The 23,997-nt window shown below is 72.6% G+C and carries 19 protein-coding genes and 1 pseudogene; 15 read left to right on the forward strand and 5 right to left on the reverse strand.

The window, feature by feature from the left end; translation table 11 throughout:
* Nucleotides 1-18: 18 nt before the first annotated feature.
* A complete protein-coding gene (locus tag AB5J51_RS23665) occupies nt 19-429 on the reverse strand; it encodes an SsgA family sporulation/cell division regulator (RefSeq protein ID WP_136225571.1) in 411 nt (136 codons plus the stop codon).
* A gap of 181 nt (nt 430-610) precedes the next feature.
* Here AB5J51_RS23665 and AB5J51_RS23670 point away from each other — a divergent pair, with 181 nt between their 5' ends.
* From AB5J51_RS23670 to AB5J51_RS23685, 4 genes are all read left to right on the forward strand, one after another.
* Nucleotides 611-1,669 (forward strand): energy-coupling factor ABC transporter permease, encoded by a 1,059-nt coding sequence (locus AB5J51_RS23670; protein ID WP_136225569.1) that lies wholly within the window; start codon nt 611-613, stop codon nt 1,667-1,669.
* 1 nt (nt 1,670) lies between these two features.
* On the forward strand, nt 1,671-2,432 hold the full coding sequence (gene cbiQ / locus AB5J51_RS23675; RefSeq protein WP_133897810.1) for a cobalt ECF transporter T component CbiQ: 762 nt from the start codon (nt 1,671-1,673) through the stop codon (nt 2,430-2,432).
* Nucleotides 2,420-3,202 carry an energy-coupling factor ABC transporter ATP-binding protein gene (locus tag AB5J51_RS23680; RefSeq protein ID WP_369778591.1) on the forward strand — a complete coding sequence of 261 codons (783 nt, stop codon included), beginning with the start codon at nt 2,420-2,422 and terminating at the stop codon, nt 3,200-3,202. The genes cbiQ and AB5J51_RS23680 overlap by 13 nt, the downstream gene beginning before the upstream one ends.
* A gap of 171 nt (nt 3,203-3,373) precedes the next feature.
* A complete protein-coding gene (locus AB5J51_RS23685; protein ID WP_369778592.1) occupies nt 3,374-4,555 on the forward strand; it encodes a serine hydrolase domain-containing protein in 1,182 nt (393 codons plus the stop codon).
* 37 nt (nt 4,556-4,592) lie between these two features.
* Here the strand turns inward: AB5J51_RS23685 and AB5J51_RS23690 are convergent.
* From AB5J51_RS23690 to AB5J51_RS23705, 4 genes and pseudogenes are all read right to left on the reverse strand, one after another.
* A pseudogene (locus AB5J51_RS23690) lies at nt 4,593-5,058 on the reverse strand (YbaK/EbsC family protein).
* 72 nt (nt 5,059-5,130) lie between these two features.
* Nucleotides 5,131-6,774, reverse strand: coding sequence for a penicillin-binding transpeptidase domain-containing protein (locus AB5J51_RS23695; protein ID WP_369778593.1), 1,644 nt, complete (start codon nt 6,772-6,774; stop codon nt 5,131-5,133).
* 245 nt (nt 6,775-7,019) lie between these two features.
* On the reverse strand, nt 7,020-7,991 hold the full coding sequence (locus AB5J51_RS23700) for an alpha/beta hydrolase (protein WP_369778594.1): 972 nt from the start codon (nt 7,989-7,991) through the stop codon (nt 7,020-7,022).
* Between the two features lie 133 nt (nt 7,992-8,124).
* Nucleotides 8,125-9,894 (reverse strand): dolichyl-phosphate-mannose--protein mannosyltransferase, encoded by a 1,770-nt coding sequence (locus tag AB5J51_RS23705; RefSeq protein WP_136225561.1) that lies wholly within the window; start codon nt 9,892-9,894, stop codon nt 8,125-8,127.
* 135 nt (nt 9,895-10,029) lie between these two features.
* Between AB5J51_RS23705 and rsmI the strand changes: the two genes are divergently transcribed.
* From rsmI to AB5J51_RS23760, 11 genes are all read left to right on the forward strand, one after another.
* Complete coding sequence (rsmI, locus tag AB5J51_RS23710; RefSeq protein ID WP_369778595.1) at nt 10,030-10,938, forward strand: 16S rRNA (cytidine(1402)-2'-O)-methyltransferase; 909 nt, start codon at nt 10,030-10,032, stop codon at nt 10,936-10,938.
* 160 nt (nt 10,939-11,098) lie between these two features.
* Nucleotides 11,099-11,605: a hypothetical protein gene (locus AB5J51_RS23715; protein ID WP_369778596.1), complete on the forward strand. Its 507-nt coding sequence runs from the start codon at nt 11,099-11,101 to the stop codon at nt 11,603-11,605.
* A 62-nt stretch (nt 11,606-11,667) separates the two neighbouring features.
* Complete coding sequence (locus tag AB5J51_RS23720) at nt 11,668-12,555, forward strand: TatD family hydrolase (RefSeq protein WP_133897817.1); 888 nt, start codon at nt 11,668-11,670, stop codon at nt 12,553-12,555.
* 629 nt (nt 12,556-13,184) lie between these two features.
* Nucleotides 13,185-14,384, forward strand: coding sequence for a ubiquitin-like domain-containing protein (locus AB5J51_RS23725; RefSeq protein ID WP_369780299.1), 1,200 nt, complete (start codon nt 13,185-13,187; stop codon nt 14,382-14,384).
* Complete coding sequence (gene rsmA, locus AB5J51_RS23730; protein ID WP_053791027.1) at nt 14,381-15,292, forward strand: 16S rRNA (adenine(1518)-N(6)/adenine(1519)-N(6))-dimethyltransferase RsmA; 912 nt, start codon at nt 14,381-14,383, stop codon at nt 15,290-15,292. Before AB5J51_RS23725 ends, rsmA begins: the two co-directional genes overlap by 4 nt.
* Complete coding sequence (locus AB5J51_RS23735; RefSeq protein WP_053791028.1) at nt 15,289-16,197, forward strand: 4-(cytidine 5'-diphospho)-2-C-methyl-D-erythritol kinase; 909 nt, start codon at nt 15,289-15,291, stop codon at nt 16,195-16,197. Before rsmA ends, AB5J51_RS23735 begins: the two co-directional genes overlap by 4 nt.
* Nucleotides 16,198-16,295: 98 nt before the next feature.
* Nucleotides 16,296-17,618 (forward strand): acyltransferase, encoded by a 1,323-nt coding sequence (locus AB5J51_RS23740; RefSeq protein ID WP_369778597.1) that lies wholly within the window; start codon nt 16,296-16,298, stop codon nt 17,616-17,618.
* A 52-nt stretch (nt 17,619-17,670) separates the two neighbouring features.
* Nucleotides 17,671-19,467, forward strand: coding sequence for an ABC-F family ATP-binding cassette domain-containing protein (locus AB5J51_RS23745; RefSeq protein WP_053791030.1), 1,797 nt, complete (start codon nt 17,671-17,673; stop codon nt 19,465-19,467).
* Between the two features lie 155 nt (nt 19,468-19,622).
* Nucleotides 19,623-21,278 (forward strand): PQQ-binding-like beta-propeller repeat protein, encoded by a 1,656-nt coding sequence (locus tag AB5J51_RS23750; RefSeq protein WP_369778598.1) that lies wholly within the window; start codon nt 19,623-19,625, stop codon nt 21,276-21,278.
* 41 nt (nt 21,279-21,319) lie between these two features.
* Nucleotides 21,320-23,122, forward strand: a complete 1,803-nt coding sequence (locus tag AB5J51_RS23755; protein ID WP_369778599.1) for a PQQ-binding-like beta-propeller repeat protein — start codon at nt 21,320-21,322, stop codon at nt 23,120-23,122.
* Between the two features lie 144 nt (nt 23,123-23,266).
* The gene (locus AB5J51_RS23760; RefSeq protein ID WP_053791033.1) at nt 23,267-23,965 is read left to right on the forward strand and encodes a response regulator transcription factor; all 699 of its coding nucleotides are present in this window, start codon (nt 23,267-23,269) and stop codon (nt 23,963-23,965) included.
* Nucleotides 23,966-23,997 lie beyond the last annotated feature (32 nt).

A 23,997-nucleotide genomic window follows, 5' to 3' on the forward strand; every position in this document is an offset into this window, starting at 1 on the left:
CGCGTGGTCCCGTTACGCCTACCGGGTGACGGGGGCGTTCGTACGGCGCAGGAAACGGCGCAGCGCGGCGATGTCGAACTGGATCACCGCGACGCCCTCGGGGGAGTGGAACTCGACGACCGCCTGGACGCGGCCGCAGGGCCAGACGCGTACGTCGCCGGTGCCGGTCGGGGCCTGGAGGCCCGCCTCGAGGAGGGCCCGGGGGAAGACCCACTCGTTTTCGGTGCCCTCGGGGGAGAGCCCGGAGGGGAAGACGATCCGTACGGCGAGCGGCTCGGCGGGGGCGAAGCGCAGGGCGACGGGGATCTTCCGGAAGAGCGGGTCGTCGGTGATCACGCGGGCGGTGACGCGCTCCTCGACGGCGGCGGCTACGGCGGTGGCGACGGCGGTGGCGGCTGAGGCCGGGGGATTCTCGGCGGTGGCTGACACGACAAGACTCCTCTAATCGGAACATATGAGTCCGTATTGCCCCCAGCCTCGCACATTCCCACGAATCTGCGCGGCAGTATTTGTGCGGGGGACGCTCTTGCCAAGGGTTTGCAATTAGGCACTATTCTTGAGCGGTTAAAGACTTTGTCAGCTCAAAGACCGCAGGAAGCGGAGCAGCCCCATGCATGTGCCCGACGGCTTCATCGACGCCCCCGTGTCCATCGCCGCAGGTGTCGCCGCCGCAGGCGCCGTGGCCGTCAGCCTCCGCGGCGCCCGCCGGGAGCTCGACGAGCGGGCGGCGCCGCTCGCCGGACTCGTCGCCGCGTTCATCTTCGCCGTCCAGATGCTGAACTTCCCGGTCGCCGCCGGCACCAGCGGGCACCTGCTGGGAGGGGCGCTCGCCGCGATCCTCGTCGGCCCCTGGACGGGTGTGCTGTGCGTGTCCGTGGTGCTGCTCATGCAGGGCGTCCTGTTCGCCGACGGCGGGCTGACCGCCCTCGGCGTCAACGTCGTGACCATGGGCGTCGTGACCGTGGTCGTCGCCTACGCCGTCTTCCGCGGGCTGCTGAAGCTCCTGCCGGACACCCGCCGCTCGGTCACCGTCGCCGCCTTCGCCGGAGCACTGCTCTCGGTGCCCGGCGCGGCCGTCATGTTCACCCTCCTGTACGCCCTCGGCGGGACCACCGACGTCCCGCTCGGCAAGGTGTTCACCGCCATGGTCGGCGTGCACGTGCTGATCGGCATCGGCGAGGCCGTCATCACCGCCGTGACCGTGGGCGCCGTACTGGCCGTACGGCCGGACCTGGTGCACGGCGCGCGCGGACTGGCCGCGCCGCTGAAGCTCCGCGTCGGCGGCGAGCTGGTCGACGCCCCGGCTGCCGCTCCGGCCGCGGTGCCCCCGGCCGTGGCCGCCCGGTCGGCGAAGCCCGTGTGGATCACCGGCCTGGTCACCGCCCTCGTACTGGCCGGCTTCGTCTCCTTCTACGCCTCCGCCAGCCCGGACGGCCTCGAGAAGGTCGCCGCCGACAAGGGCATCGACCAGAACGTGAAGGAGCACGCCGCCGCCGGCTCCCCGCTCGCCGACTACGGCGTCAAGGACGTCGACGACGCCCGCCTCTCCGGCGGCCTCGCCGGTGTCATCGGCGTCGGAGCGACCGTCGCCGTCGGCACCGGGATCTTCTGGACCGTGCGCCGCCGACGCGCGCAGGACCTGACGGCCGCCTCGACCACGGCGGTCTGAGATGGGCGCGGGTCACGCCCACAAGCTCTACCGGCACGGGCACTCGCCGGTCCACGCGCTGCCGCCGCACTGCAAGCTGGCCGCGGCCTTCGCCTTCGTCGTGGTCGTCGTGTCCACCCCGCGCGAGGCGGTGTGGGCCTTCGGGCTGTACGCCGTCCTCCTGGCGGCGGTCGCGGCCGCGGCCCGTATCCCGGCAGGGTTCCTGCTGCGGCGGCTGCTGATCGAGGTCCCGTTCGTGGCCTTCGCCGTGCTCATGCCGTTCGTGGCGCAGGGCGAGCGGGTGGAGGTGCTCGGGATGTCGCTCAGCGTCTCCGGACTGTGGGGCGCCTGGAACGTGCTGGCCAAGGGCACGCTCGGGGTGGCCGCGTCCGTCCTGCTCGCCTCGACCACCGAACTGCGGGCGCTGCTGCTCGGGCTCCAGCAGCTGAAGCTGCCGCCGCTGCTGGTGCAGATCGCCTCCTTCATGATCCGGTACGGCGACGTGATCACCGACGAGCTGCGGCGGATGTCGATCGCCCGGCGCTCGCGCGGGTTCGAGGCCCGCGGCATCCGGCACTGGGGGGTGCTGGCCAAGACCGCCGGAGCCCTTTTCATCCGCTCCTACGAACGCGGTGAGCGGGTCCACCTCGCGATGGTCAGCCGCGGCTACGCCGGCTCGATGCCGGTGATCGACGAAGTCGTGGCCACCCGCGCCCAGTGGGCGTACGCGGCCGTACTCCCGGCGGCGGCGCTCGCCGTCTGTCTGATGGGATGGACCCTGTGACTGCTGTGACTCCCGCGCCTTCCCTCGAGGTCTCCGGCCTCGCGTACGCCTACCCGGACGGGCACCAGGCCCTCTTCGGGGTGGACCTGACCGTCGGACAGGGCGAGCGGGTGGCGCTGCTCGGCCCGAACGGAGCCGGCAAGACCACGCTGGTGCTGCACCTCAACGGCATCCTCGGCGGCGGGGTCGGCACGGTGATGGTGGCCGGGCTGCCGGTCGAGAAGCGGAACTTCGCCGAGATCCGGCGCCGGGTCGGCATCGTCTTCCAGGACCCGGACGACCAGCTGTTCATGCCGACCGTGCGCGAGGACGTGGCCTTCGGTCCGGCGGCCGCCGGGATGCGGGGCGCGGAGCTGGAGACGCGGGTCCGCGAGGCGCTGGAGCAGGTCGGCATGGAGGCCTTCGCGGACCGGCCGCCGCACCACCTGTCGTTCGGGCAGCGCCGCCGGGTCGCGGTGGCGACCGTACTGGCCATGCGGCCGGAGATCCTGGTCCTGGACGAGCCCTCGTCCAACCTGGACCCGGCGTCGCGGCGCGAGCTCGCGGACATCCTGCGCTCGCTGGACGTGACGGTGCTGATGGTGACCCACGACCTGCCGTACGCGCTGGAGCTGTGCCCGCGCGCGGTGATCCTCAGCGAGGGCGTCATCGCGGGTGACGGGCGCACGCAGGACCTGCTGTGCGACGAGGAGCTGATGCGGGCCCACCGGCTGGAGCTCCCGTTCGGCTTCGACCCGCGCACGCCCTCCCTGACGCAGCCTTCGCACTGATCGGCGCCGGGGCGCTTCCCGGGCTTCGGCCTGCGGCGCCGACTCCGTCCGCCGGTCAGCCGGTCGCGGTTCCCTGTCGACCGACCCCGGGGAAGGACTCGGATCCGGTCCGTGTTGGACTCTTTCAGGCGGACCGACCAGCGGCACCCGCGGTGAACGAGGAGCAGGGACGTGGACGTCAACGGGACCGTGACGGAGGGCTTCGAGGCCGTCCGGGACGCTTTCGTACGCAACTTCGAGGTGCTCGGGGACCGGGGCGCGGCGGTGGCCGTGTACCGGGACGGCCGGAAGGTCGTGGACCTGTGGGCGGGCCCGAAGGACGTCGAGGCCGGTGACGCGGACGGCGGCGACGGCGGCGAGCCGTGGGCGGCCGGGACCGCGCAGGTGGTGCGCTCGGCCACCAAGGGCGTGGCCGCCGTCGTACCGCTGCTGCTGCACCAGCGCGGGCTGCTGGACCTGGATGCACCCGTGGCGGCGTACTGGCCGGAGTTCAAGGCGGGCGGCAAGGAGCGGACGCTGGTCCGGGACCTGCTCGCGCACCGGGCCGGGGTGCCGGCGCTGGACACTGCGCTGACCCTCGCCGAGGCGGTGGACGGGCTCTCCGGGGCGCGTGCGGTCGCCGAGCAGCAGGCCTTCTGGGAGCCGGGCTCCGCGCACGGCTACCACGCGCAGACGTACAGCTGGCTGCTGTCGGAGCTGGTGCTGCGGGTGACCGGGGCATCGCTCGGGCAGTGGTTGGCGCAGGAGGTCACGGGACCCCGGGGGCTGGAGTTCTGGATCGGCCTGCCGCAGGCGGAGACCGCGCGCGTCGGCCGGGTCGGCCCGGTGGACCCGCCGCAGACGGCGGGGGGTCTTCGGACGCGCCCCCGGAGAAACGTTTCGGAGGCCTGGGCGGACCCGTCCTCGCTGACCCGGCGGGCGTTCGCGGCGATCACCCCGCTGCCGGACGAGAACGACCCGGCGTTCCGGGCGGCCGAACTCCCGGCGTCGGCGGGCACCGGCACGGCACGTGGCCTGGCCGGCCTGTACGCGGCCCTGCTGGGCGACACGCAGGACGGCACGCGGCTGTTCACCCCGGAGACGGCCCGGCTGGCGGGGACGGAGCTCTCGTCCGGGCCGGACCGGGTGCTGGTGGTCAACACGCGCTTCGGCCCCGGCTACATGCTGCACAGCCCGGCCTCGCCGCTGCTGTCCCCGGCGTCGTTCGGGCACCCGGGGCGGGGCGGCTCGCTGGGGTTCGCGGATCCGGAGGCGGGGATCGGCTTCGGCTACGTGACGAACGCCCACGCCAAGTCGGTCACCGCCGACCCCCGGGCCCAGGCCCTGGTGCGGGCCGTCCGGTCCGCACTCTGACCCGTCGGCCGCGGCCCTGTCCGGGCGCCCCCGCGGGTCAGCGTTCGCGGACGTCGCTCAGGGTGGCGCCCGCGTGGGCGATCAGGTCCTGCGGGGCCATCGGGAACACCGAGTGCGGCGTTCCCGCCGCCGCCCAGACCACCTCGTGGGCCAGCAGCGAGCGGTCCGCCAGGACCCGGGTGCGGATCCGGTGCCCGAAGGGCGGGACGCCGCCGATCGCGTAGCCCGTGGTCTCCCGGACCAGCGCCGCATCCGCCCGGGTGACCTTCTGCGCGCCGAGCTCCCGGCGCACCGCCTCCACGTCCACCCGCGAGGCCCCGTCCATCAGGACCACCACGGGCACCAGCGAAGATCAGCGACTTCGCGATCTGGCCGAGCTCACAGCCGATCGCGGCTGCCGCGTCGGCGGCGGTCCGGGTGCCGTCCGGGAACGTGCGTACGGTCACGTCGAGCCCCAGCTCGGCCAGGGCTTCCGCGAAGCGGGGGTGGGTGCTGGTCGTCATGCGGGCACGCTAACGCCCCGCGCACCACCCCCGCGACGCCCTTTCCGGCGCAGCCCCCGCAGCGGTGGGGCGTCAGGAGGCGTTCAGGACCGTCGCCACGATCGGGCCCGCCGCGTCGCCGCCGTGGCCGCCGGCCTCGACCATCGCCGCCGCGGCCACGTCCCGGCTGAAGCCCGTGAACCAGCTGTCCGGGCTGCCCGCGCCGTCGACCTCCGCCGAGCCGGTCTTCGCCCCCTTGTCGGAGCCGTCCACCGAGCTCATCGCCTGGGCCGCCGTGCCGCTGGTGGCCGTCAGTTTCATCATCCGGACCAGCTGCTGCTGGACCGAAGGCTTCATCTGCCGCGCCGCCTGCGCGACCGGCCGCCCGTCGAGTTCCGGCGAGACGAGCAGAGGCTGGTGGAAGACGCCGCTGCGGGCGGTGGCCGTGAACGAGGCCACGTTCAGCGGGTTCATGGTGATCCGGCCCTGCCCGATGTACTCGGCGGCCGCCTCCGCGCCCTTCGCCTCCGGCACCTGGCCGTCGGCCGAGCGGATGCCCGTCTTCCAGTTGTCCAGCCCGAGGCCGAAGACCTCCCGGGCCTCCTTCGCCAGAGCCGAGTCGTCGTCGACGTCGTCGATCTGCTTGATGAAGGCGGTGTTGCAGGACTTCGCGAAGCTGGTCGCGAAGTTCGCGCCCGGCAGTTCGAAGTTCTTCAGGTTGTGGAAGGTGCGGCCGCCCCAGACGGCGTCCTTCGTGCACTCCGCCGGCTGGTCGGCCGCCGCCTTGCCCCGGTCGATCAGCATCGCCGCCGTCACGACCTTCCACGTCGAGCCGGGCGCCCGCCGCCCCTCCATCGCCGCGTTGAAGCCGTCCTTGCGGTTGTTGGCCACGGCCAGGATGTGCCCGTTGCTCGGCTGGACGGCGACCACCGAGGACTCCGGGTACTTGGCGACGGCCTTCTCGGCCGCCGCCTGCACCTTGGCGTCCAGGTACGTCTTCAGCGTGCTCGGCTCGCCCTCCACCAGCGTCAGCAGGGTCCGCTTCGGCGCGTCCTGCGCGGCCGGTTCGATCCACAGCTCGGCCCCGGCCTTTCCGCCCACCTTGCCGCCGTACGTCTGGCGCAGCTGGTCGAGGACCGGCCGCAGCGAGGGGTACTTCTCGGCGCTCAGCTCCTCGCCGTTGCGGTCCACGGCCTTGACCGGCGGAGCCGCCGGGGCGCCCGCGCGCAGCTTCTCGTCCTTCTGCAGCTGCGGGTGGATCACCGACGCCTGCCAGTCGACGAGCGGCTTCCCGCTGGTCACGCCCCGCACGACGGTCAGCTTCGACTCGTACGCGAGCGGCTTGGTGGCGCCCTCGTACGTGACCTCCGCGGCGACGCCGAACGGGATGGTCGTACCCGTCTGCGGCCCCGGAGTGATCACGGCCTTGGACACGTGGGCCTTCGCCCGGTAGTCGGCCACGGCGGTCTGCGCGGCCTGCACGTTGTTCGTCAGCTCCGCGGCCGCGTGCGCGTCCCCGGCCGCCCACGCGGCGAAGAAGGCCTTCGCGGTCTGCGCGGCCTCCTTGTCGGTGACCGGCCCGCTGCCCTCCTCGGCCCGGACGGCGGAGCCGCGGTCCTTGCCGTCGTCGCCGCCGTCGCCGCTTTCACCGACCAGCGCGTACACCCCGTACCCGGCTCCGCCGACCATCGCGAGAAACACCCCGCCGACGATGGCACCCTTCGCCGCCCCGTTCACGTATGTCCCCTCCCCAGTTCCCCCGTTCTCTGAACATGTTCAAAGAACCTCTGGTGCGGACCTTACGCTGTGCGAGCGGGTGTAGTGCAGTTTGTTACCGGACCGGAACACCTCGGATCCTGCCCCGGCCCCTCTCGGACGCAGCTTTCCAGCCACATCCGACCGCGCCACGAGCCGATCGGAAGCGTCTGGCCTCGATCGGGCATGCAGGGGGCAAGGCACAAGTGCCCGAGCCCGGCGTCGGGTTATTCGTGGAGTGCTCGGCGCAGCGCTTCGACGGCCATCGTGCGTGCGACAACGGTCGCTTTGGAGTCGCGGAGGCTGTCGAGCATGAGGAAGTCATGGACCATCCCCAGCACCCGTACCGCCGTGACGTCCACTCCCGCCTCGCGCAGCTTGGCTGCGTACGCCTCGCCTTCGTCACGCAGCACATCGGCCTCATCGGTGATGACCAAGGTGGGGGGAAGACCACGGAGTTGCTCGATGTCGGCGCGCAGGGGTGAGGCGTAGATCTCGGCGCGCTGTTCGGGGTCAGTGGTGTAGGCGTCCCAGAACCACTTCATCCCGTCACGGGTGAGGTAGTAGCCATCGGCGAACTGCTCGTACGAAGAGGTGTCGAAGTTGGCATCGGTGACCGGGTACAGCAGCACCTGGGCCGCCAGTCGAACATCGCCGCGCTCCTTGGCCATCAGCGCGAAGACGGCGGACATGTTGCCGCCCACCGAATCGCCGCAGACCGCCATCCGGGAGGCGTCGAGGTTTCGCTCCTCGCCGTTCTGGGCGAGCCACTTTCCGACCGCGTAGTTCTGCTCGATCTGAGTGGGATATTTCGCCTCGGGGGCCAGGTCGTAGACCGGGAAGACCACCGCGGCATCCGCTCCGGTCGCCAGTTCCCGGACCAGTCGGTCGTGGGTGTTCTCGTCGCCGAACACCCATCCGGCGCCGTGGATGTACAAAACCACCGGGAGGGTTTTCGCCGCCCCCTGGGGGCGGATGATCCGGGCTCGGACCTGGCCGTATCGGCCTGCGTCGATGCTCGCCCACTCCTCGTCCACCGCGGGCTTGACGACCCCCTGGCCCGCCTGCAGATCGTCAAGGATCTCCCGGCCGTTCTCCGGCGGGACTTCGTACAGGCGCGGGTGCGGCTTCGTGGAATCCACCAGTTCCTGGGCCTCGGGCTCCAGGACCGGTGCCGGGAGCAGCGAAGAAGTAGCCATGGTGTGCTCCTGCCTCGGAAGTCGGTCGGACGGCCCTCTCCCATCGTCTCTCGGCAGTGCATCGGTGCAACTCTGTCAATAACGATCACGACGGGCCCGGCACCAGAAGGTGCCGGGCCCGTCGTTTTGGCTGCTAGACCCAGCTGTCCAGCCACATGCGGTTGCGCCAGGAGTCCATCGGGAGCGTCTGGCCCGTGTAGATCGGCCAGAAATAGATGAAGTTCCAGACGATGAGGAGGACCAGCACGCCCGCCGCGATCGCACCCAGCGCGCGTCTGCGTTCCGTCGAGCCCGACGGGCCCAGCAGAGCGCCGATCATCATCGCCACCGCCAGGCACAGGTACGGGACGAAGACCACCGCATAGAAGAAGAAGATGGTCCGCTCCTGGTAGTTGAACCAGGGCAGCAGGCCCGCAGCCAGCGCGCACGCGATCGCGCCCGCCCGCCAGTCGCGCCGGAAGAACCACCGCCACAGCACGTACAGCAGCGCGAAGCAGCCGGCCCACCACAGCATCGGGGTGCCCAGGGCCAGCACCTCACGCGCGCACTTGCCCGCCTCCGTCGCCGGGCAGCCGTCCGCACCCGGGTCGGGGGACTCGTAGAAGTAGGAGACGGGACGGCCCAGGACCAGCCAGCTCCACGGGTTCGACTCGTACGTGTGACCCGACGTCAGGCCGACGTGGAACTTGTAGACCTCGGTCTCGTAATGCCACAGGCTGCGCAGCCACTCCGGCAGGAACGACAGCGAACTGCCCTGGTCGTTCTTCGCCGCCCAGTCCCGGAAGTAACCGCCCTTGCCGTTGTCGGGCGACAGGATCCAGCCGGTCCAGGAGGCCACGTACACCGCGATCGCCACCGGCACCGTCGACAGGAAGCCCGGCAGCGCGTCGCGGCGCAGCATCGCCGCGTACGGGGCGCCCGCGCCCGCGGTGCGGCGCGCGGCCGCGTCCCACAGGACGGTCAGCACGCCGAAGAAGGCCAGCACGATCAGGCCGTTCCACTTCGTGCCGAAGGCCAGGCCGAGGCACACGCCCGCCAGGATCCGGTACGGGCGCCAGCCCAGGCGCAGCGTTTCGGCGACGGCGACGTCCGGGAGGGTGCGCCCCTCCTCGTCCACCGGGAGCGCGTCGGCGAGTCTGGCCCGGGCCCGGTCCCGGTCGACGAGCAGCGCCCCGAACGCGGCGAGCACGAAGAACATCAGCACCAGGTCGAGCAGCGCGGTCCGGCTCATCACCAGGTGCAGGCCGTCCACCGCCAGCAGCGCGCCCGCCAGGCAGCCCAGGAAGGTGGAGCGGAACAGGCGGCGGCCGATCCGGCACAGCATCAGCACCGACAGGGTGCCGAGCACGGCCGTCATGAACCGCCAGCCGAACGGCGTGAAGCCGAACATCCACTCGCCGAGCCCGATGACCCACTTGCCGACCGGCGGGTGCACGACGTAGCCGGGGTCCAGCGGGAGGGAGATCCCGTCGGGGTTGGCGAGGATCGACTTGTCGATGTCCTTGGGCCAGCTCGCCTCGTAGCCCTGCCGGATCGTGGCCCAGGCGTCCTTGGCGTAGTACGTCTCGTCGAATATCACCGCCTTCGGGCTGCCCAGGTGCGCGAAGCGCAGCACGCCGGCCACCAGCGCCACCAACAACGGCCCCGCCCACGCCAGCACCCGCTGCCACGCGCCCACCGCGGAGGGCGGGACCCCGAGCGCGGTCCACAACTGCTCTGAGGGTCGGGCGTACGGGGGCATCAGACGGGTGCGGACGTCCGGGCGCCGCCGGGCGTCGGCGGGCGGCGCGTAGCCGAAGCTGCGCAGCCGGCGCAGCCAGGTGGACGGCTGTTCTTCGCGCCCCGCCGGAGGGGCGGGCGGAGCCCCCGCGGGGCTGGGCGGCGGCGTCGCGGTACTGGTCACCGGGTCATCGTAGGGAACGCACCTGTGCGAACCCCAGTGCCGGGGACCGTAGGAGTGTGTGCCGGGTGGAACGGCTGACGTGTGCCGGTGGGACGGCCGACGTGTGCCGGGTGGGACGGCTGAGAGGATGGACCGGTGACGACTGACCAGCCCTCCGGCTCCGGAACCGCCTCCTCGACCTCCTCCTCCGCAGGCGTGCTCGTGCTCGCCGGCACCCCGATCGGCGATCTCGCCGACGCCCCGCCCCGGCTCGCGGCCGAGCTCGAGCGGGCCGACGTGGTCGCCGCCGAGGACACCCGGCGGCTGCGCCGGCTGACCCAGGGGCTCGGCGTGCACACCACCGGGCGCGTCGTCTCGTACTTCGAGGGCAACGAGTCGGCGCGCACCCCGGAGCTGGTCGAGGCGCTGGAGGACGGCAAGCGGGTGCTGCTGGTGACCGACGCCGGCATGCCGTCCGTCTCCGACCCCGGCTACCGGCTGGTCGCCGCCGCCGTGGAGAAGGACATCAAGGTCACCGCCGTGCCCGGGCCGTCCGCCGTGCTCACCGCGCTCGCCCTGTCGGGGCTGCCGGTGGACCGCTTCTGCTTCGAGGGGTTCCTGCCGCGCAAGGCGGGCGAGCGCCTCGGCCGGCTCCGCGAGGTCGAGGGCGAGCGCCGCACGCTCGTCTACTTCGAGGCCCCGCACCGGCTCGACGACACCCTGGCCGCGATGGCCGAGGTCTTCGGCGCCGACCGGCGGGCCGCCGTGTGCCGCGAGCTGACCAAGACGTACGAGGAGGTCAAGCGCGGCGGGCTCGGCGAGCTGGCGGCCTGGGCCGCCGAGGGGGTGCGCGGGGAGATCACCGTCGTCGTGGAGGGCGCCCCGGCGGCCGGGCCCGGAGACGTGGACGCCGAGGAGCTGGTGCGCAGGGTGCGGGTGCGCGAGGAGGCCGGGGAGCGGCGGAAGGAGGCCATCGCGGCGGTCGCGGCCGAGGCCGGAGTACCCAAGCGGGAGGTCTTCGACGCAGTGGTTGCGGCAAAGAATGCGGCTCAAAAGGTGCTGTAAGACGGTAAAGAGCTAACCTGAAAAGCAAAGCTCAGACCGCGCACCGGGCGCTTTGGGCATGAGTCGCCCAAAGACCGTCCAACAGTCGACAGGGCCTGATGCGCTCCCGCCCGAAGAGGCGTCCACTGGCAATGGCACCAGTGGAACAAGAGGAGCTGGCATGAGTGAGATCGCAGACACCTCGGTACCCGTACCCGCCCCCGTACCCGCCCCCGCAGCACCCGTCTCCGTATCGAGGCCCGGTGTGCACGTCGTGCACGAGGCGTACTCGTTCGCGTGCATGAAGTGCGGGTACGCCTGGGAGCAGGGCTACGAGATCGAGCACCACGTCGACGGGCAGGGCCAGCCCTTCATCATCTACACCGTCAAGGGCGAACGGGTCCCCTCCCCGCTGTCGAACCCGACCTGCCACAACTGCGGCGGGCACGTGGTGCGGATCATGCGGGAAGGCCAGGTGTCGTCGGTGCTCGGCACGATCGACAAGCTCTACCACCACCGCATCTCGCCCGGGATCGCCGGCCCGGTGCCGGCCGGCGCGAACGTCCCGCGGGCCCCGAAGCAGCGCAGGACCCCGCTGCACGACGCCCCGGGTCCCGTCCCGGTGGACGACGCCGCGGAGCGCGGGGGGCTGCTCTCCCGCCTGATGAGGCTGTTCCGCCGGTCGTGAGGGCCCGGCCGCGGCCATGAGGGCCGGGCCGTGGTCAGCGGACCGGTCATAAGATCGGCCGTATGAGCACTGCCGCCAAGGACGCCTCCAAGGACACCCCGCCGCCGCTGCCCGAACCCCTGCGGGTGGCGGTCGCGGACTCCCACACCCACCTCGACATGCAGGGCGGAACCGTCGAGGAGGGCCTCGCCAAGGCCGCCTCGGTCGGCGTGACCACCGTCGTCCAGGTGGGCTGCGACGTGAAGGGCTCCCGCTGGGCGGCCGAGACCGCCGCAGCGTACGAGAACGTCCACGCGGCCGTGGCCCTTCACCCGAACGAAGCCCCCCGCATCGTGCACGGGGACCCCGACGGCTGGTCCCGGCAGGGCGCGCGCGCCGGGGGCGGCGAGGCCGCGCTCGACGAGGCGCTGGCCGAGATCGAGGAGCTCGCGAAGCTCGCCCACGTGAAGGCCGTCGGCGAGACCGGGCTCGACCACTTCCGCACCGGGCCCGAGGGGATGGCCGCGCAGGAGCGTTCCTTCCGCGCGCACATCGAGATCGCGAAGCGACAGGGCAAGGCCCTGGTCATCCATGACCGCGATGCCCACGCGGACGTCCTGCGCATCCTGCGCGAGGAGGGCGCACCCGAGCGCACCGTCTTCCACTGCTACTCCGGGGACGCCGACATGGCCCGCGAATGCGCCGCCGCCGGGTACTACATGTCCTTCGCCGGGACCGTGACGTTCAAGAACGCCCGGCCCCTTCGCGAGGCCCTCGCCGTGGCCCCGGCGGAGCTGGTGCTCGTCGAGACGGACGCCCCGTACCTCACCCCCGCGCCGTACCGCGGACGGCCCAACGCGCCGTACCTCATTCCGCTGACCGTACGGGCGATGGCGGCGGTACGGGGGATCGACGAGGACGCGATGGCCACCGCCCTGGCGGCGAACACGGCGCGGGCCTTCGACTACTAGGGGGTGTCGTCAAAGTCCCTCCCCCGGCTACCGCTGGGAGGTGCCCCCAGGCCGGCGGGGTCCGGCACGCCCGCTCGCGGCGTTGTCGTCGGTCGACGACGCGAGCGTCGCCTCCTCCCCCTGCCTTCGGCGGGGGGACCCCCACCTCCGCCTTGCGATCACACGCACCAGACCCCGCCGGCCCCGCCCTCACGGGCGGACGACGCTACTTTGCACGACACCCCTAGCCCGGCCGGCCGGCCCGGCCGACTCCTCGACACGCTGGGTAGCCGTCCGGCTTTGGTGAGTGACGGGCGTCCGCTAGGGTGCCGTGCCCGAACCGATGGGGCCGGACCAGTGGAGCGAGCGTCGTGAGCGAGAGTCCTTTCACCGGGGTGTACGGCGACGAGGCCGCCCCGGACCCGGAGTCGGCCGTGGTACCCGCCCCGCGCACCGGCGACCGGCGGGCCACCCGGCGCCGCAGGAACGCCGAGGCCGGCCGCGCACCCGCCGTACCCGCCCCCACCGGGCGGCGCCGGGCGGCGCCCGCCGCCGGCGCGGACCTCGCCGCGCCCGCCGGACCCGGCACCGGGCGCCGCCGCAGCCCGGACCCCGCCGCAGCGGGCACGGGCGCAGCCACCGGACAAGGCATCGGCGCAGCCACCCGACAAGGCCTCGGCGCCGGCCTGGGCATCCCGGCCGTCCCCGCCGGGACCGGCCGGCGGCGCCGCACCGCCCCCGCCGGGACGGCCGCGGGCCGGGACAGCTGGCGGCGGATCGTCCCCCAGGCGCTCGTCGTCGCCTTCCTGGCCGGCGGCACCACGGCCTTCGTCGCCGCCGACAAGTCGGTACGCCTCACCGTGGACGGGAAGCCCAGGACGCTGCACACCTTCGCCGACGACGTCGAAGAACTCCTCGGCGCCGAAGGGGTCGGCGTCGGCCCCCACGACCTCGTCGCCCCCGCCCGCGGCGAGGCCCTCGACGACGGCGACGAGATCGTCGTCCGCTACGGCCGCCCCGTGCGCCTGACCCTCGACGGACAGAGCCGCCAGGTGTGGACCACCGCCGGCACCGTCGAGGGCGCGCTGCGCCAGTTCGGCATCCGCGTCGAGGGCGCGTACCTCTCCGCCGCGCGCACCGCCCCCGTGCCCCGCGCCGGCCTCACCCTCGCCGTCCGCACCGAACGCAGCGTCACCTTCATGGCGGACGGCCGCGAAAGCACCATCCGCACCAACGCCGCCACCATCCAGGAGGCCCTCGGCCAGGCCGGGATCACCCTCCAGGGCCAGGACACCACCTCCGTCCCGCCCGCCTCCTTCCCGCGCGACGGGCAGACCGTCACCGTGCTGCGCATCACCGGCATCCGCGAGGTCCGCGAGGAGCGCATCCCGTACGAGACCGAGAAGACCGAGGACGACGGCCTGTTCGCCGGCACCGAGGTCGTCGAGCGGGCGGGCCGCCCCGGAGCGCGCCGGGTCACCTACGCCCTGCGCACCGTCAACGGGGTCCGGCAGAAGCCCCGCAAGATCGCCGAGGAGATCGTCCGCGAGCCCGTCACCCAGCTGGTCAAGGTCGGCACGAAGCCGCTGCCGACCTCGGTCTCCGGGGCGGACGGCCTCGACTGGGGGGCCCTGGCCCAGTGCGAATCCGGCGGCCGCCCCGCAGCCACCGACGCCTCGGGCACCTACGGCGGCCTGTACCAGTTCGACGTCCGCACCTGGCAGAGCCTCGGCGGCTCCGGCCGCCCCCAGGACGCCCCGGGCGCGGAACAGACGTACCGGGCGAAGAAGCTCTACGTACAAAGGGGCGCGACCCCCTGGCCCCACTGCGGCCGTAGGCTTTACCGGTGAGCACCGCAGAGCAGCAGCCCGAGCCTTCGACCAGCACGCCCCCCGACGCCCTTCTCGGCCCGGCAGAGATCCGGGAGCTGGCCGCCGTACTCGGCGTACGGCCGACGAAGCAGAAGGGGCAGAACTTCGTCATCGACGCCAACACGGTGCGCCGGATCGTGCGCACCGCCGAGGTGCGGCCCGACGACGTGGTCGTCGAGGTCGGGCCGGGGCTGGGGTCGCTGACGCTCGCGCTGCTGGAGGCCGCCGACCGGGTCACCGCCGTCGAGATCGACGACATCCTGGCCGCGGCGCTGCCCGCCACCATCGAGGCGCGGATGCCCGCGCGCAAGGACCGCTTCGCGCTGGTGCACTCCGACGCGATGCTCGTGGAGGAGCTGCCGGGCCCGCCGCCCACCGCGCTCGTCGCGAACCTGCCGTACAACGTGGCCGTGCCGGTGCTGCTGACCATGCTGGACCGCTTCCCGACCATCGAGCGCACGCTGGTGATGGTGCAGGCGGAGGTCGCCGACCGGCTGGCCGCCGAGCCGGGCAACAAGGTCTACGGGGTGCCCTCCGTCAAGGCGAACTGGTACGCGCACGTCAAGCGCGCCGGGTCCATCGGCCGCAAGGTCTTCTGGCCCGCGCCGAACGTGGACTCGGGCCTGGTGTCGCTGGTGCGGCGGACCGAGCCGATCAAGACGACCGCCACGAAGGCGGAGGTCTTCGCCGTCGTGGACGCGGCCTTCGCGCAGCGCCGCAAGACGCTGCGCGCCGCGCTGGCCGGCTGGGCCGGCTCGGCGGCGGGCGCCGAGGCGGCGCTGGTCGCCGCCGGGGTCTCCCCGCAGGCGCGCGGCGAGTCGCTGACGGTGGAGGAGTTCGCAGCGATCGCCGAGCACAAGCCCGCGCAGGAGAGGCCCGCGCTGTGACCGGGACGACGAGCGTGACCGTACGGGTCCCCGCGAAGGTCAACGTCCAGCTGGCGGTGGGCGCGGCGCGGCCGGACGGCTTCCACGACCTGGCCAACGTCTTCCTCGCCGTGTCGCTGTACGACGAGGTGACGGCCACCCCGGCCGACGGGCTGACGGTCACCTGCGCCGGACCGGACGCGGACCAGGTCCCGCTGGACCGGACGAACCTGGCGGCGCGGGCCGCCGAGATCCTCGCGGCCCGGGCCGGGATCGAACCCGCCGTCCACCTCCACATCGCGAAGAACATCCCGGTCGCGGGCGGCATGGCGGGCGGCAGCGCGGACGGCGCGGCGGCCCTGCTGGCCTGCGACACCCTGTGGGGTCTGAACACCCCGCGGGCGCAGCTCCTCGACATCTGCGCGGAGCTCGGCAGCGACGTCCCCTTCAGCCTGGTCGGCGGCGCAGCGCTCGGCACCGGCCGCGGTGAGCTGCTCACCCCGGTCGAGGCGGGCACGTTCCACTGGGTGTTCGCGGTGGCCGACGGCGGGCTGTCGACTCCCGCGGTGTTCCGCGAGTTCGACCGCCTCGCGGAGGGTACGCAGATCCCGCAGCCCGACGCCTCCCCGGCGCTCCTGGCGGCCCTGGCCTCCGGCGACGCGGACGCCCTCGCCGCGACCCTGGCCAACGACCTCCAGCCCGCGGCGCTCTCGCTGCGCCCGCAGCTCGCCGCGACGCTGGCGGCGGGCACCGACGGCGGTGCGCTCGCCGCGCTGGTCTCCGGCTCGGGGCCCACGACGGCGTTCCTGTGCCGGAACGCGGAGTCCGCCGAGAAGGTGGCGGCCGCCCTGTCCGCGTCCGGGACGTGCCGTGCCACGCGCGTGGCGTCCAGCCCGGCCCCGGGAGCCACGGTCCTGCCGTCCTGACCCCGCGGCCGGCCGGACGGCCCGTGCCCGGGTACTCATACCCCAGTTGAGTACCCGCGCCCTGTCGGGAGACGGCCCGCGAGGGCGACCGTAGCTCCATGACAGCCACCGCACGGGCCATGGCCGACGCCACCCCCGCCGACCGCGACCGGTACGTCGACCTGCTGCGGGTCGCCTCGCTCGGGACCGTGCTCCTCGGGCACTGGCTCATGGCCGCCGTCAGCAGCGACGGCATAGGGAACCTGCTCGCCCTCGTCCCCGCGCTCCAGGTGCTCACCTGGGGCCTGCAGATCATGCCGGTGTTCTTCTTCGTCGGCGGGTTCTCGCACGCCCTGTCGTACCGGTCCCTCGCGAGGAAGGCCGAAGGGCGGCCCCTCTACGCCGCCTTCCTGCGGGCCCGGCTCCAGCGGCTGCTGCGCCCCACCCTCGTCTTCGTCCTCGTCTGGACCGCCGCGGCGCTGGCCGTGCAGCTCGCCGGCGGCGGGGACGGGCGGCTGACCGGGGCCGCCCTGCGGCTGGTCACCCAGCCGCTGTGGTTCATCGGGATCTACCTCGCCATGGTCGCCTTCACCCCGGCCCTGCTGAAGCTCCACCAGCGGTGGGGCTGGGGGGCGTTCGCCCTCCTCGCGGGGGCCGCCGCCGCCGTCGACGTACTCCGCTTCGCGCTCGCCGTCCCGTACGTCGAGTTCCTGAACTTCGCCTTCGTCTGGCTCGCCGTGCACCAGCTCGGCTTCCTGCGCGCCGACGGGCGGATCACCCGCCCCGGCCTGCTCGCCGCCGCCGGGCTCACCGGCGCGGTGCTGCTCGTCGCGTACGGCCCCTACCCGCTCTCCATGGTCGGGATGCCGGGCGAGAAGGTCTCCAACATGGCCCCGCCCACCCTCGCCCTGCTGGCGCACGGGATGTGGCTCGTCGGCGCCGTGCAGCTGCTCGCCCGCCCCGCCGGCGCCTGGCTGGCCCGGCCCCGGGTCTGGCGCGGGGTCGTCGCCGCCAACGGGGGCGCCATGACCGCCTTCCTCTGGCACCTCACCGCCATGCTCGCCGTGTACGCGGCCCAGCTCGCGCTCGGCATCGCGCTCCCCGAACCCGCCTCCGCCGCCTGGTGGGCCCAGGTGCCGCTGCGGCTGCTCGCCGCCGCCGGGCTGACGGCCGTACTGGTCGCCCTGTTCCGCAGGTTCGAAGCCCCGGTGCGAGGGGCCGCCGAGCCCGGCAGCGGGCCGCTCGCCGCCCTCGGCATCACCCTCTGCCTGCTCGGCATCCTCGGCCTGTCCAGCACCGGGCTCGGCGGCCTCCTCGAAGGCCACAGCGCCACCCTGATCGCCCTTCCGGTCACCGCGCCCGCCGCGATCGCCATGGCGCTGGGCGGCTGGCTCCTGGTGGAACGTTCCGGAGCGGCCCGGAGGGTTAGGCTGGGGGGCTGATCCACACCCTCCCCCGGGACCCGTCCGGGGACCCCCACCTGGAGCGCTCCTGATGGCCGTCAATCTGGTCAATGTCGAGGCAGTCAGCAAGGTGTACGGCACCCGTACCCTGCTCGACGGCATCTCCCTCGGCGTGTCCGAGGGGGACCGGATCGGTGTCGTGGGCCGCAACGGCGACGGCAAGACCACCCTCATCCGCATGCTCGCCAAGCTCGAGGAGCCCGACACCGGCCGGGTCACCCAGAGCGGCGGCCTGCGCATGGGCGTGCTCACCCAGCACGACTCCCTCGACCCCGCGGCGACCATCCGCCACGAGATCATCCGGGACATGGCCGACCACGAGTGGGCCGGCAACGCCAAGATCCGCGACGTGCTGACCGGACTCTTCGGCGGCCTCGACCTCCCCGGCTTCGGCCAGGGCCTCGACACCGTCATCGGCCCGCTCTCCGGCGGTGAGCGCCGCCGCATCGCGCTCGCCAAGCTGCTCATCGCCGACCAGGACCTGCTCGTCCTCGACGAGCCCACCAACCACCTCGACGTCGAGGGCATCTCCTGGCTGGCCAAGCACCTCCAGGAGCGCCGCTCCGCGCTCGTCTGCGTCACCCACGACCGCTGGTTCCTCGACCAGGTGTGCACCCGCATGTGGGACGTGCAGCGCGGCTCCGTGTTCGAGTACGAGGGCGGCTACAGCGACTACGTCTTCGCCCGCGCCGAGCGCGACCGCATCGCCGCCACGGAGGAGTCCAAGCGGCAGAACCTGATGCGCAAGGAGCTGGCCTGGCTGCGCCGCGGCGCCCCCGCCCGGACCTCCAAGCCGCGCTACCGCATCGAGGCCGCCAACGAGCTCATCGCAGACGTGCCGCCGCCGCGCGACAAGTCCGAGCTGATGAAGTTCGCCAACGCCCGCCTCGGCAAGACCGTCTTCGACCTGGAGAACGTCACCGTCCAGGCCGGCCCCAAGACCCTGCTCAAGCACCTCACCTGGCACCTCGGCCCCGGCGACCGCGTCGGCCTCGTCGGCGTCAACGGGGCGGGCAAGACCTCCCTGTTGCGCGCGCTCGCGGAGGCGGCCCGCACCCAGGGCGACGTCCAGCCGGCCGCCGGCAGCGTCACCGTCGGCAAGACGGTCAAGCTGGCCTACCTCTCCCAGGAGGTCGGCGAACTCGACCCGTCCCTGCGGGTCCTTGAGGCGGTGCAGCGCGTACGCGACCGCGTCGACCTCGGCAAGGGCCGCGAGATGACGGCCGGTCAGCTGTGCGAGCAGTTCGGTTTCACCAAGGAGAAGCAGTGGACGCCCGTCGGCGACCTCTCCGGCGGTGAGCGGCGCCGGCTGCAGATCCTGCGGCTGCTGATGGACGAGCCCAACGTGCTCTTCCTCGACGAGCCCACCAACGACCTCGACATCGAGACCCTCACCCAGCTCGAGGACCTCCTCGACGGCTGGCCGGGCTCGATGATCGTGATCTCCCACGACCGGTTCTTCATCGAGCGCACCACCGACACGGTGATGGCGCTGCTGGGCGACGCCAGCCTGCGGATGCTGCCGCGCGGTCTCGACGAGTACCTGGAGCGCCGGCAGAAGATGATCGAGGCGGCCGCCCCGGCGCCCGCCCCGGCCGCCGCCAAGTCGACGGCCTCCGGAGACTCGCGCGCGGCGAAGAAGGAGCTCCAGAAGATCGAGCGCCAGCTCAACAAGATGGCGGACCGCGAGACGAACCTGCACGCCCAGATCGCCGAGAACGCCACCGATTTCGACAAGGTCGCGAAGCTCGACGCGGAACTGCGCGAACTCATCTCGGACCGGGACGAGTTGGAGATGCGCTGGCTCGAGCTGGCCGAGGACGCCTAGATTCCGTCACCTGAAGGCGTCAACTGACCTGATAACGGCGTTGTCACGGGCCGGTCCTCCCTTGGGAACAGGGGTTGGACCGGCCCGATGTAAGAGCGCTGTCAGTGATAGAAAGGTGATCCCCCTACGCCACCCGACGCCGAAGGTATGCGCTGATGACCGAGCCGCCCCAGCCGCCGAACCAGCCGCCCACGCCTTCCGGTTACGGCCACCTGCCCGGCCCGCCGCAGCCCGGTTACGGATACCCGCAGCAGGGCGAGAACCCGTACGCCCAGCAGCCCCAGCAGCCTCCGACGCAGCCGATGCACCCGATGCAGCCCGCGCCGCCGATGCCGCAGCAGGGCTACTTCCCGCCGCCCGGCGCGCCGACCGCCGCGATGCAGCAGGCCGGGGGCATGCCGCCGAAGAAGAAGACGGCCGTGTTCATCGCCGCAGGCGTGGCCGGCGTCCTCGTCCTCGGCACCGGCGGCTACTTCGCCTTCGCGGGCGGCAGCGACGACGACCCGAAGAAGCCGGTCGCGCAGAGCTCCGCCCCGGCCGACGCGAAGCCCTCCACAGGCGTGGACAAGGGCGACGGCAGCGGCAACGGCTCCACGGCGGGCGAGGACCTCAACGCCGGCCGCAAGCAGGGCGAGGACAAGACCCTCTGGCTCAAGACCGCCAAGGTCGACGGCCCCGGCATGGGCGTGGAGTCCGCCGGCCAGTGGATCGTCGGCGACACCGTCGTCAAGAGCGTCTGGAAGAACCTCACCGCCTACGGGGTCACCGACGGCAAGGAGAAGTGGACGCTCGCGTTCCCCACTCCCATCTGCTCCGTCGCCCGGCAGACCACAGCCGAGGGCAAGACCGTCGTCATGTTCAAGGACGGCGACGGCGACAGCGCCACCTGCAACCAGATGAAGCAGGTCGACCTCAAGGCGGGCAAGGAAGGCTGGACGAAGGAGGTCCCCAAGGAGGGCCTCTTCGACATCATGACCAGCCCCAGCCTGGGCATCACCGGCGACACCGTCGCCGTCAGCCGCAGCGGCACCGCCAGCGCCTTCAAGGTCAGCAACGGCGACAAGCTCTTCGGCAGCGCCACCGCCGAGGGCTGCAAGCCCGACTCGTACGCCGTGAACAACGGCAAGATGATCGCCCTCTCCACCTGCTACGACGAGGACCTCTCCGGCGAGGTGTCGGCCGCCGACCCGGTCACCGGCAAGAAGAGCTGGACGTTCAAGCTGCCCGCGAAGTACAAGGTCGGCGCCATCTACTCGCTGGACCCCGTCGTCCTCGACATCGGCAACCAGGACAAGAAGGAACGCGCCATCGTGGTCATCGGACCCGACGGCAAGCAGCGCGCCACCGTCAGCGGCGAGGGCAGCTTCGCCACCGAGTGCGACGGCGGCCTCTTCCGCTCCGTCGAGGTCTGCTCCACCACCGCCGTCGACGCGAACACCCTCTACATGCCGACCGTCGCCGAGTCCGGCAAGGCCAACGAGATCGTCGCCTTCGACCTGGACACCGGCAAGGTCAAGTGGCGCACCCCCGCCGGCGACGGCCGCACCCTCACCCCGATCGGCGCCGCGAACGGCCAGCTGCTCGCCTACCGCAAGGCCACCTCCGACCAGGGCGGCGAGGTCGTCTCGATCCCCGCCGCCGGCGGCACGCCCACCGCGCTGCTGCGCAACCCGTCCGGAACCTCCGCTCCCATCGAGAGCACCTTCTACTTCCCGAAGGTCGACTACGTGGACGGCCGGCTCTTCATCTCCCAAACCCGCCTACTCGCCAAGGGCAAGGAGGAGAAGCTCCTGATGGTCTTCGGCAAGTGAACGAGTCCACCGAGCCGCCCACCGAGAGGCAGTAGCAAGCGATGAGTACCCCGCCGCCCCCCAACCAGCCGCCCGCCGGCGGCTTCGGAGCGCCGCAGGATCCCCCGCCACAGGGCTTCGGAGCCCCGCAGGCCACGCCGTCCGGAGGGTTCGGCACCCCGCCGGTGCCGCCCGTACCGCCGACGGCCCCGCAGCAGCCGCCCGTCCCGCCGACCGTGCCGGCCGTGCCGGCCGCGCCGGCCGCGCCGGCCGGGCCCCCGCAGGGGCAGCCCGCGTACGGCTATCCGCAGCAGGGCTACGGCTACCCGCAGCAGCAGCCGGCCCCCGGCGCCGGCGCCCCGCCGCAGTTCGGTGCGCCCACGGCCCCGATGCAGGCGGCCCAGCCGCCGGCCGCGGGAGCCCCGCGCGGCGGCAACGACAAGCGCACCCAGCTGATGATCGTCGGCGCCGCCCTGCTGGCCATCGTCCTGATCATCGCGGGCGGCTTCTGGTACGTCTCCGGCGACGGCGACGGCGGCGACGACAAGCGGCCCACCGCGGACGGCAGCCCCAGCGGCAAGCCCGCGGCCGGCACCCCCGGTTCGGAGAAGGTGCCCGCCAACGTCAAGTCGAAGCCGCTGTTCAACCAGCCGAACCCGACTCCCGAAGAGGTCGTCACCGTCGCGGGCTCCTGGCTCACCGACACCACCTACGTCAAGTCCGACGTGTCGAAGGTCGTGGGCTACAACACCGTCGACGGCGCCAAGAAGTGGGAGATCCCCCTCCCGGGCGAGCTGTGCGGCGCGACCAAGCACGTCAGCGACAACAAGACGGCGATCCTCTTCCGCCCGACGCAGCCCACGCCCGAGGCCAAGTACCCGGCGTGCACCGAGGTCGGCGTCATCGACCTGAACGCCGGCAAGCTCCTGTGGTCGGGCAACGCCAAGGGCGCCACCACCGGTGACAGGCCCGCCTCCTACTACGAGGTCACGCTCAGCGGCCAGACCGTCGCCGCCGGCGGCACCAGCGGCGGCGCCGCCTGGAACCTCGCCGACGGGAAGTCCCTGTGGACGCCCAAGGTCGACGGCGAGGGCTGCTACGACAGCGGCTACGCCGGCGGCGAGGCCCTCGGCGTGATCCGCAAGTGCGGCCGCGGTGACAACCAGACCCTGTACGCCCAGACCCTGGATCCGGCCACCGGCGCCCAGACGGCCTCGTACAAGCTCTCCCCGGGCATCGAGTGGGCGTCCATCGTCTCCACGAAGCCCCTCATCGTCGCCGCCGACGTCGGCAAGACCGCCAAGAACGCCTCCGGCGTCAGCGACCTCTTCGTCGTCGACCCCAAGGGCGAGCTGAAGGCGCGCATCTCGCTCGCCTCCGGCAACTTCGGCGGCAAGTGCGGCGGCACCGAGGTCGAGAAGTGCAACGGCTTCGTGGTCGGCAACGGCAAGCTCTACCTGCCCTCGATCGAGCACCAGGGCCAGGCGGAAGCCGGCCGCACCAACGAGCTGCTCTCCTTCGACCTGGAGACCGGCAAGCAGACCACCGACCGCGCCGACGCGGGCGAGCGGTACACCATGTTCCCGCTCCGCATGGACGGGTCGCACATCATCGCCTACAAGGAGCCCCCGTACGACAAGGGCGGCCAGATCGTCAGCATCGACGGCGCGACGATGAAGGAGACCGTCCTCATGGAGAACCCGGCCGAGAAGGCCAGCCGGACCGCCGAGACCGGCTTCTCGCCCGACTTCTCCGAATACCGCTACCACAACGGCAAGCTCTTCATCTCCCGGACCACGGCCAGGAAGCCTTACTCGGACAAGGGCGACCCCGAGTACCTGTTCGTCTCCTTCAGCGCCAGCTGATCCCCGGCCGATCCCGGCCGGTCCCCGCAGACGGCTCGAGCCCCCGGAAGGTCCGCCTTCCGGGGGCTTCTGCGCGGTAACCGCCGCGCACCGTCGAACAAGCGTGTAGCTTGCCGGGGCAGAAGGGTCGGGGGTGGGTGCGCGATGGGCGTACGGGTCATGGTGCTCGACGAGCACCGGCTGTTGGCCGAGGCGCTGGCCTCGGCCCTCAAGCTGCGCGGGCACCGGGTGCTGGCCGCGGCCGCGCCGGCCGCGGGCGCCGCCGAACTGGTCATCAGCCGGGCGCCGGAGGTCTGCCTGCTGGGCACCGCCACGCCCGCCGAGCCCGGGGTCTTCGAGCCGGTCGTGCGCATCAAGCGGGAGCGGCCGCAGATCGCCGTCGTCGTCCTCGGCCCGGTGCCGAGCCCGCGCGGGATCGCGGCCGCCTTCGCCGCCGGCGCCTCGGGGTACGTACGCCACGACGAGCGGATCGAAGGCGTGGAGCGGGCACTGGCCAAGGCGCGCGCCGGGGAGGTCGCGATCTCCCCGCAGCTGCTCCAGGGGGCCTTCGCGGAGCTCCTCAACCCCGCCGCCCAGCCCGACGACGAGGGCAGCCGGCTGCTGCGGCTGCTGACCCCGCGCGAGGTGGAGGTACTGGTCCGGGTCGCCGAGGGCGAGGACACCCGGCTCATCGCCGCGGGCATGGAGATCGCACCGAGCACCGCCCGTACGCACGTCCAGCGGGTGCTGATGAAACTGGGCGTGGGCTCCCGGCTGGAGGCGGCCGCGCTGGCCGCCCGGACCGGTCTGCTGGACCGGGCGGGGCCGGTGCCGGTGGCCGCCGATTTCCCCGGAGGCGCGTAATCCGGTAAGCCAGTGACCGGCATGTGCACGCA

The organism is Streptomyces sp. R33, from assembly GCF_041200175.1.
Lineage (GTDB): Bacteria > Actinomycetota > Actinomycetes > Streptomycetales > Streptomycetaceae > Streptomyces > Streptomyces katrae_B.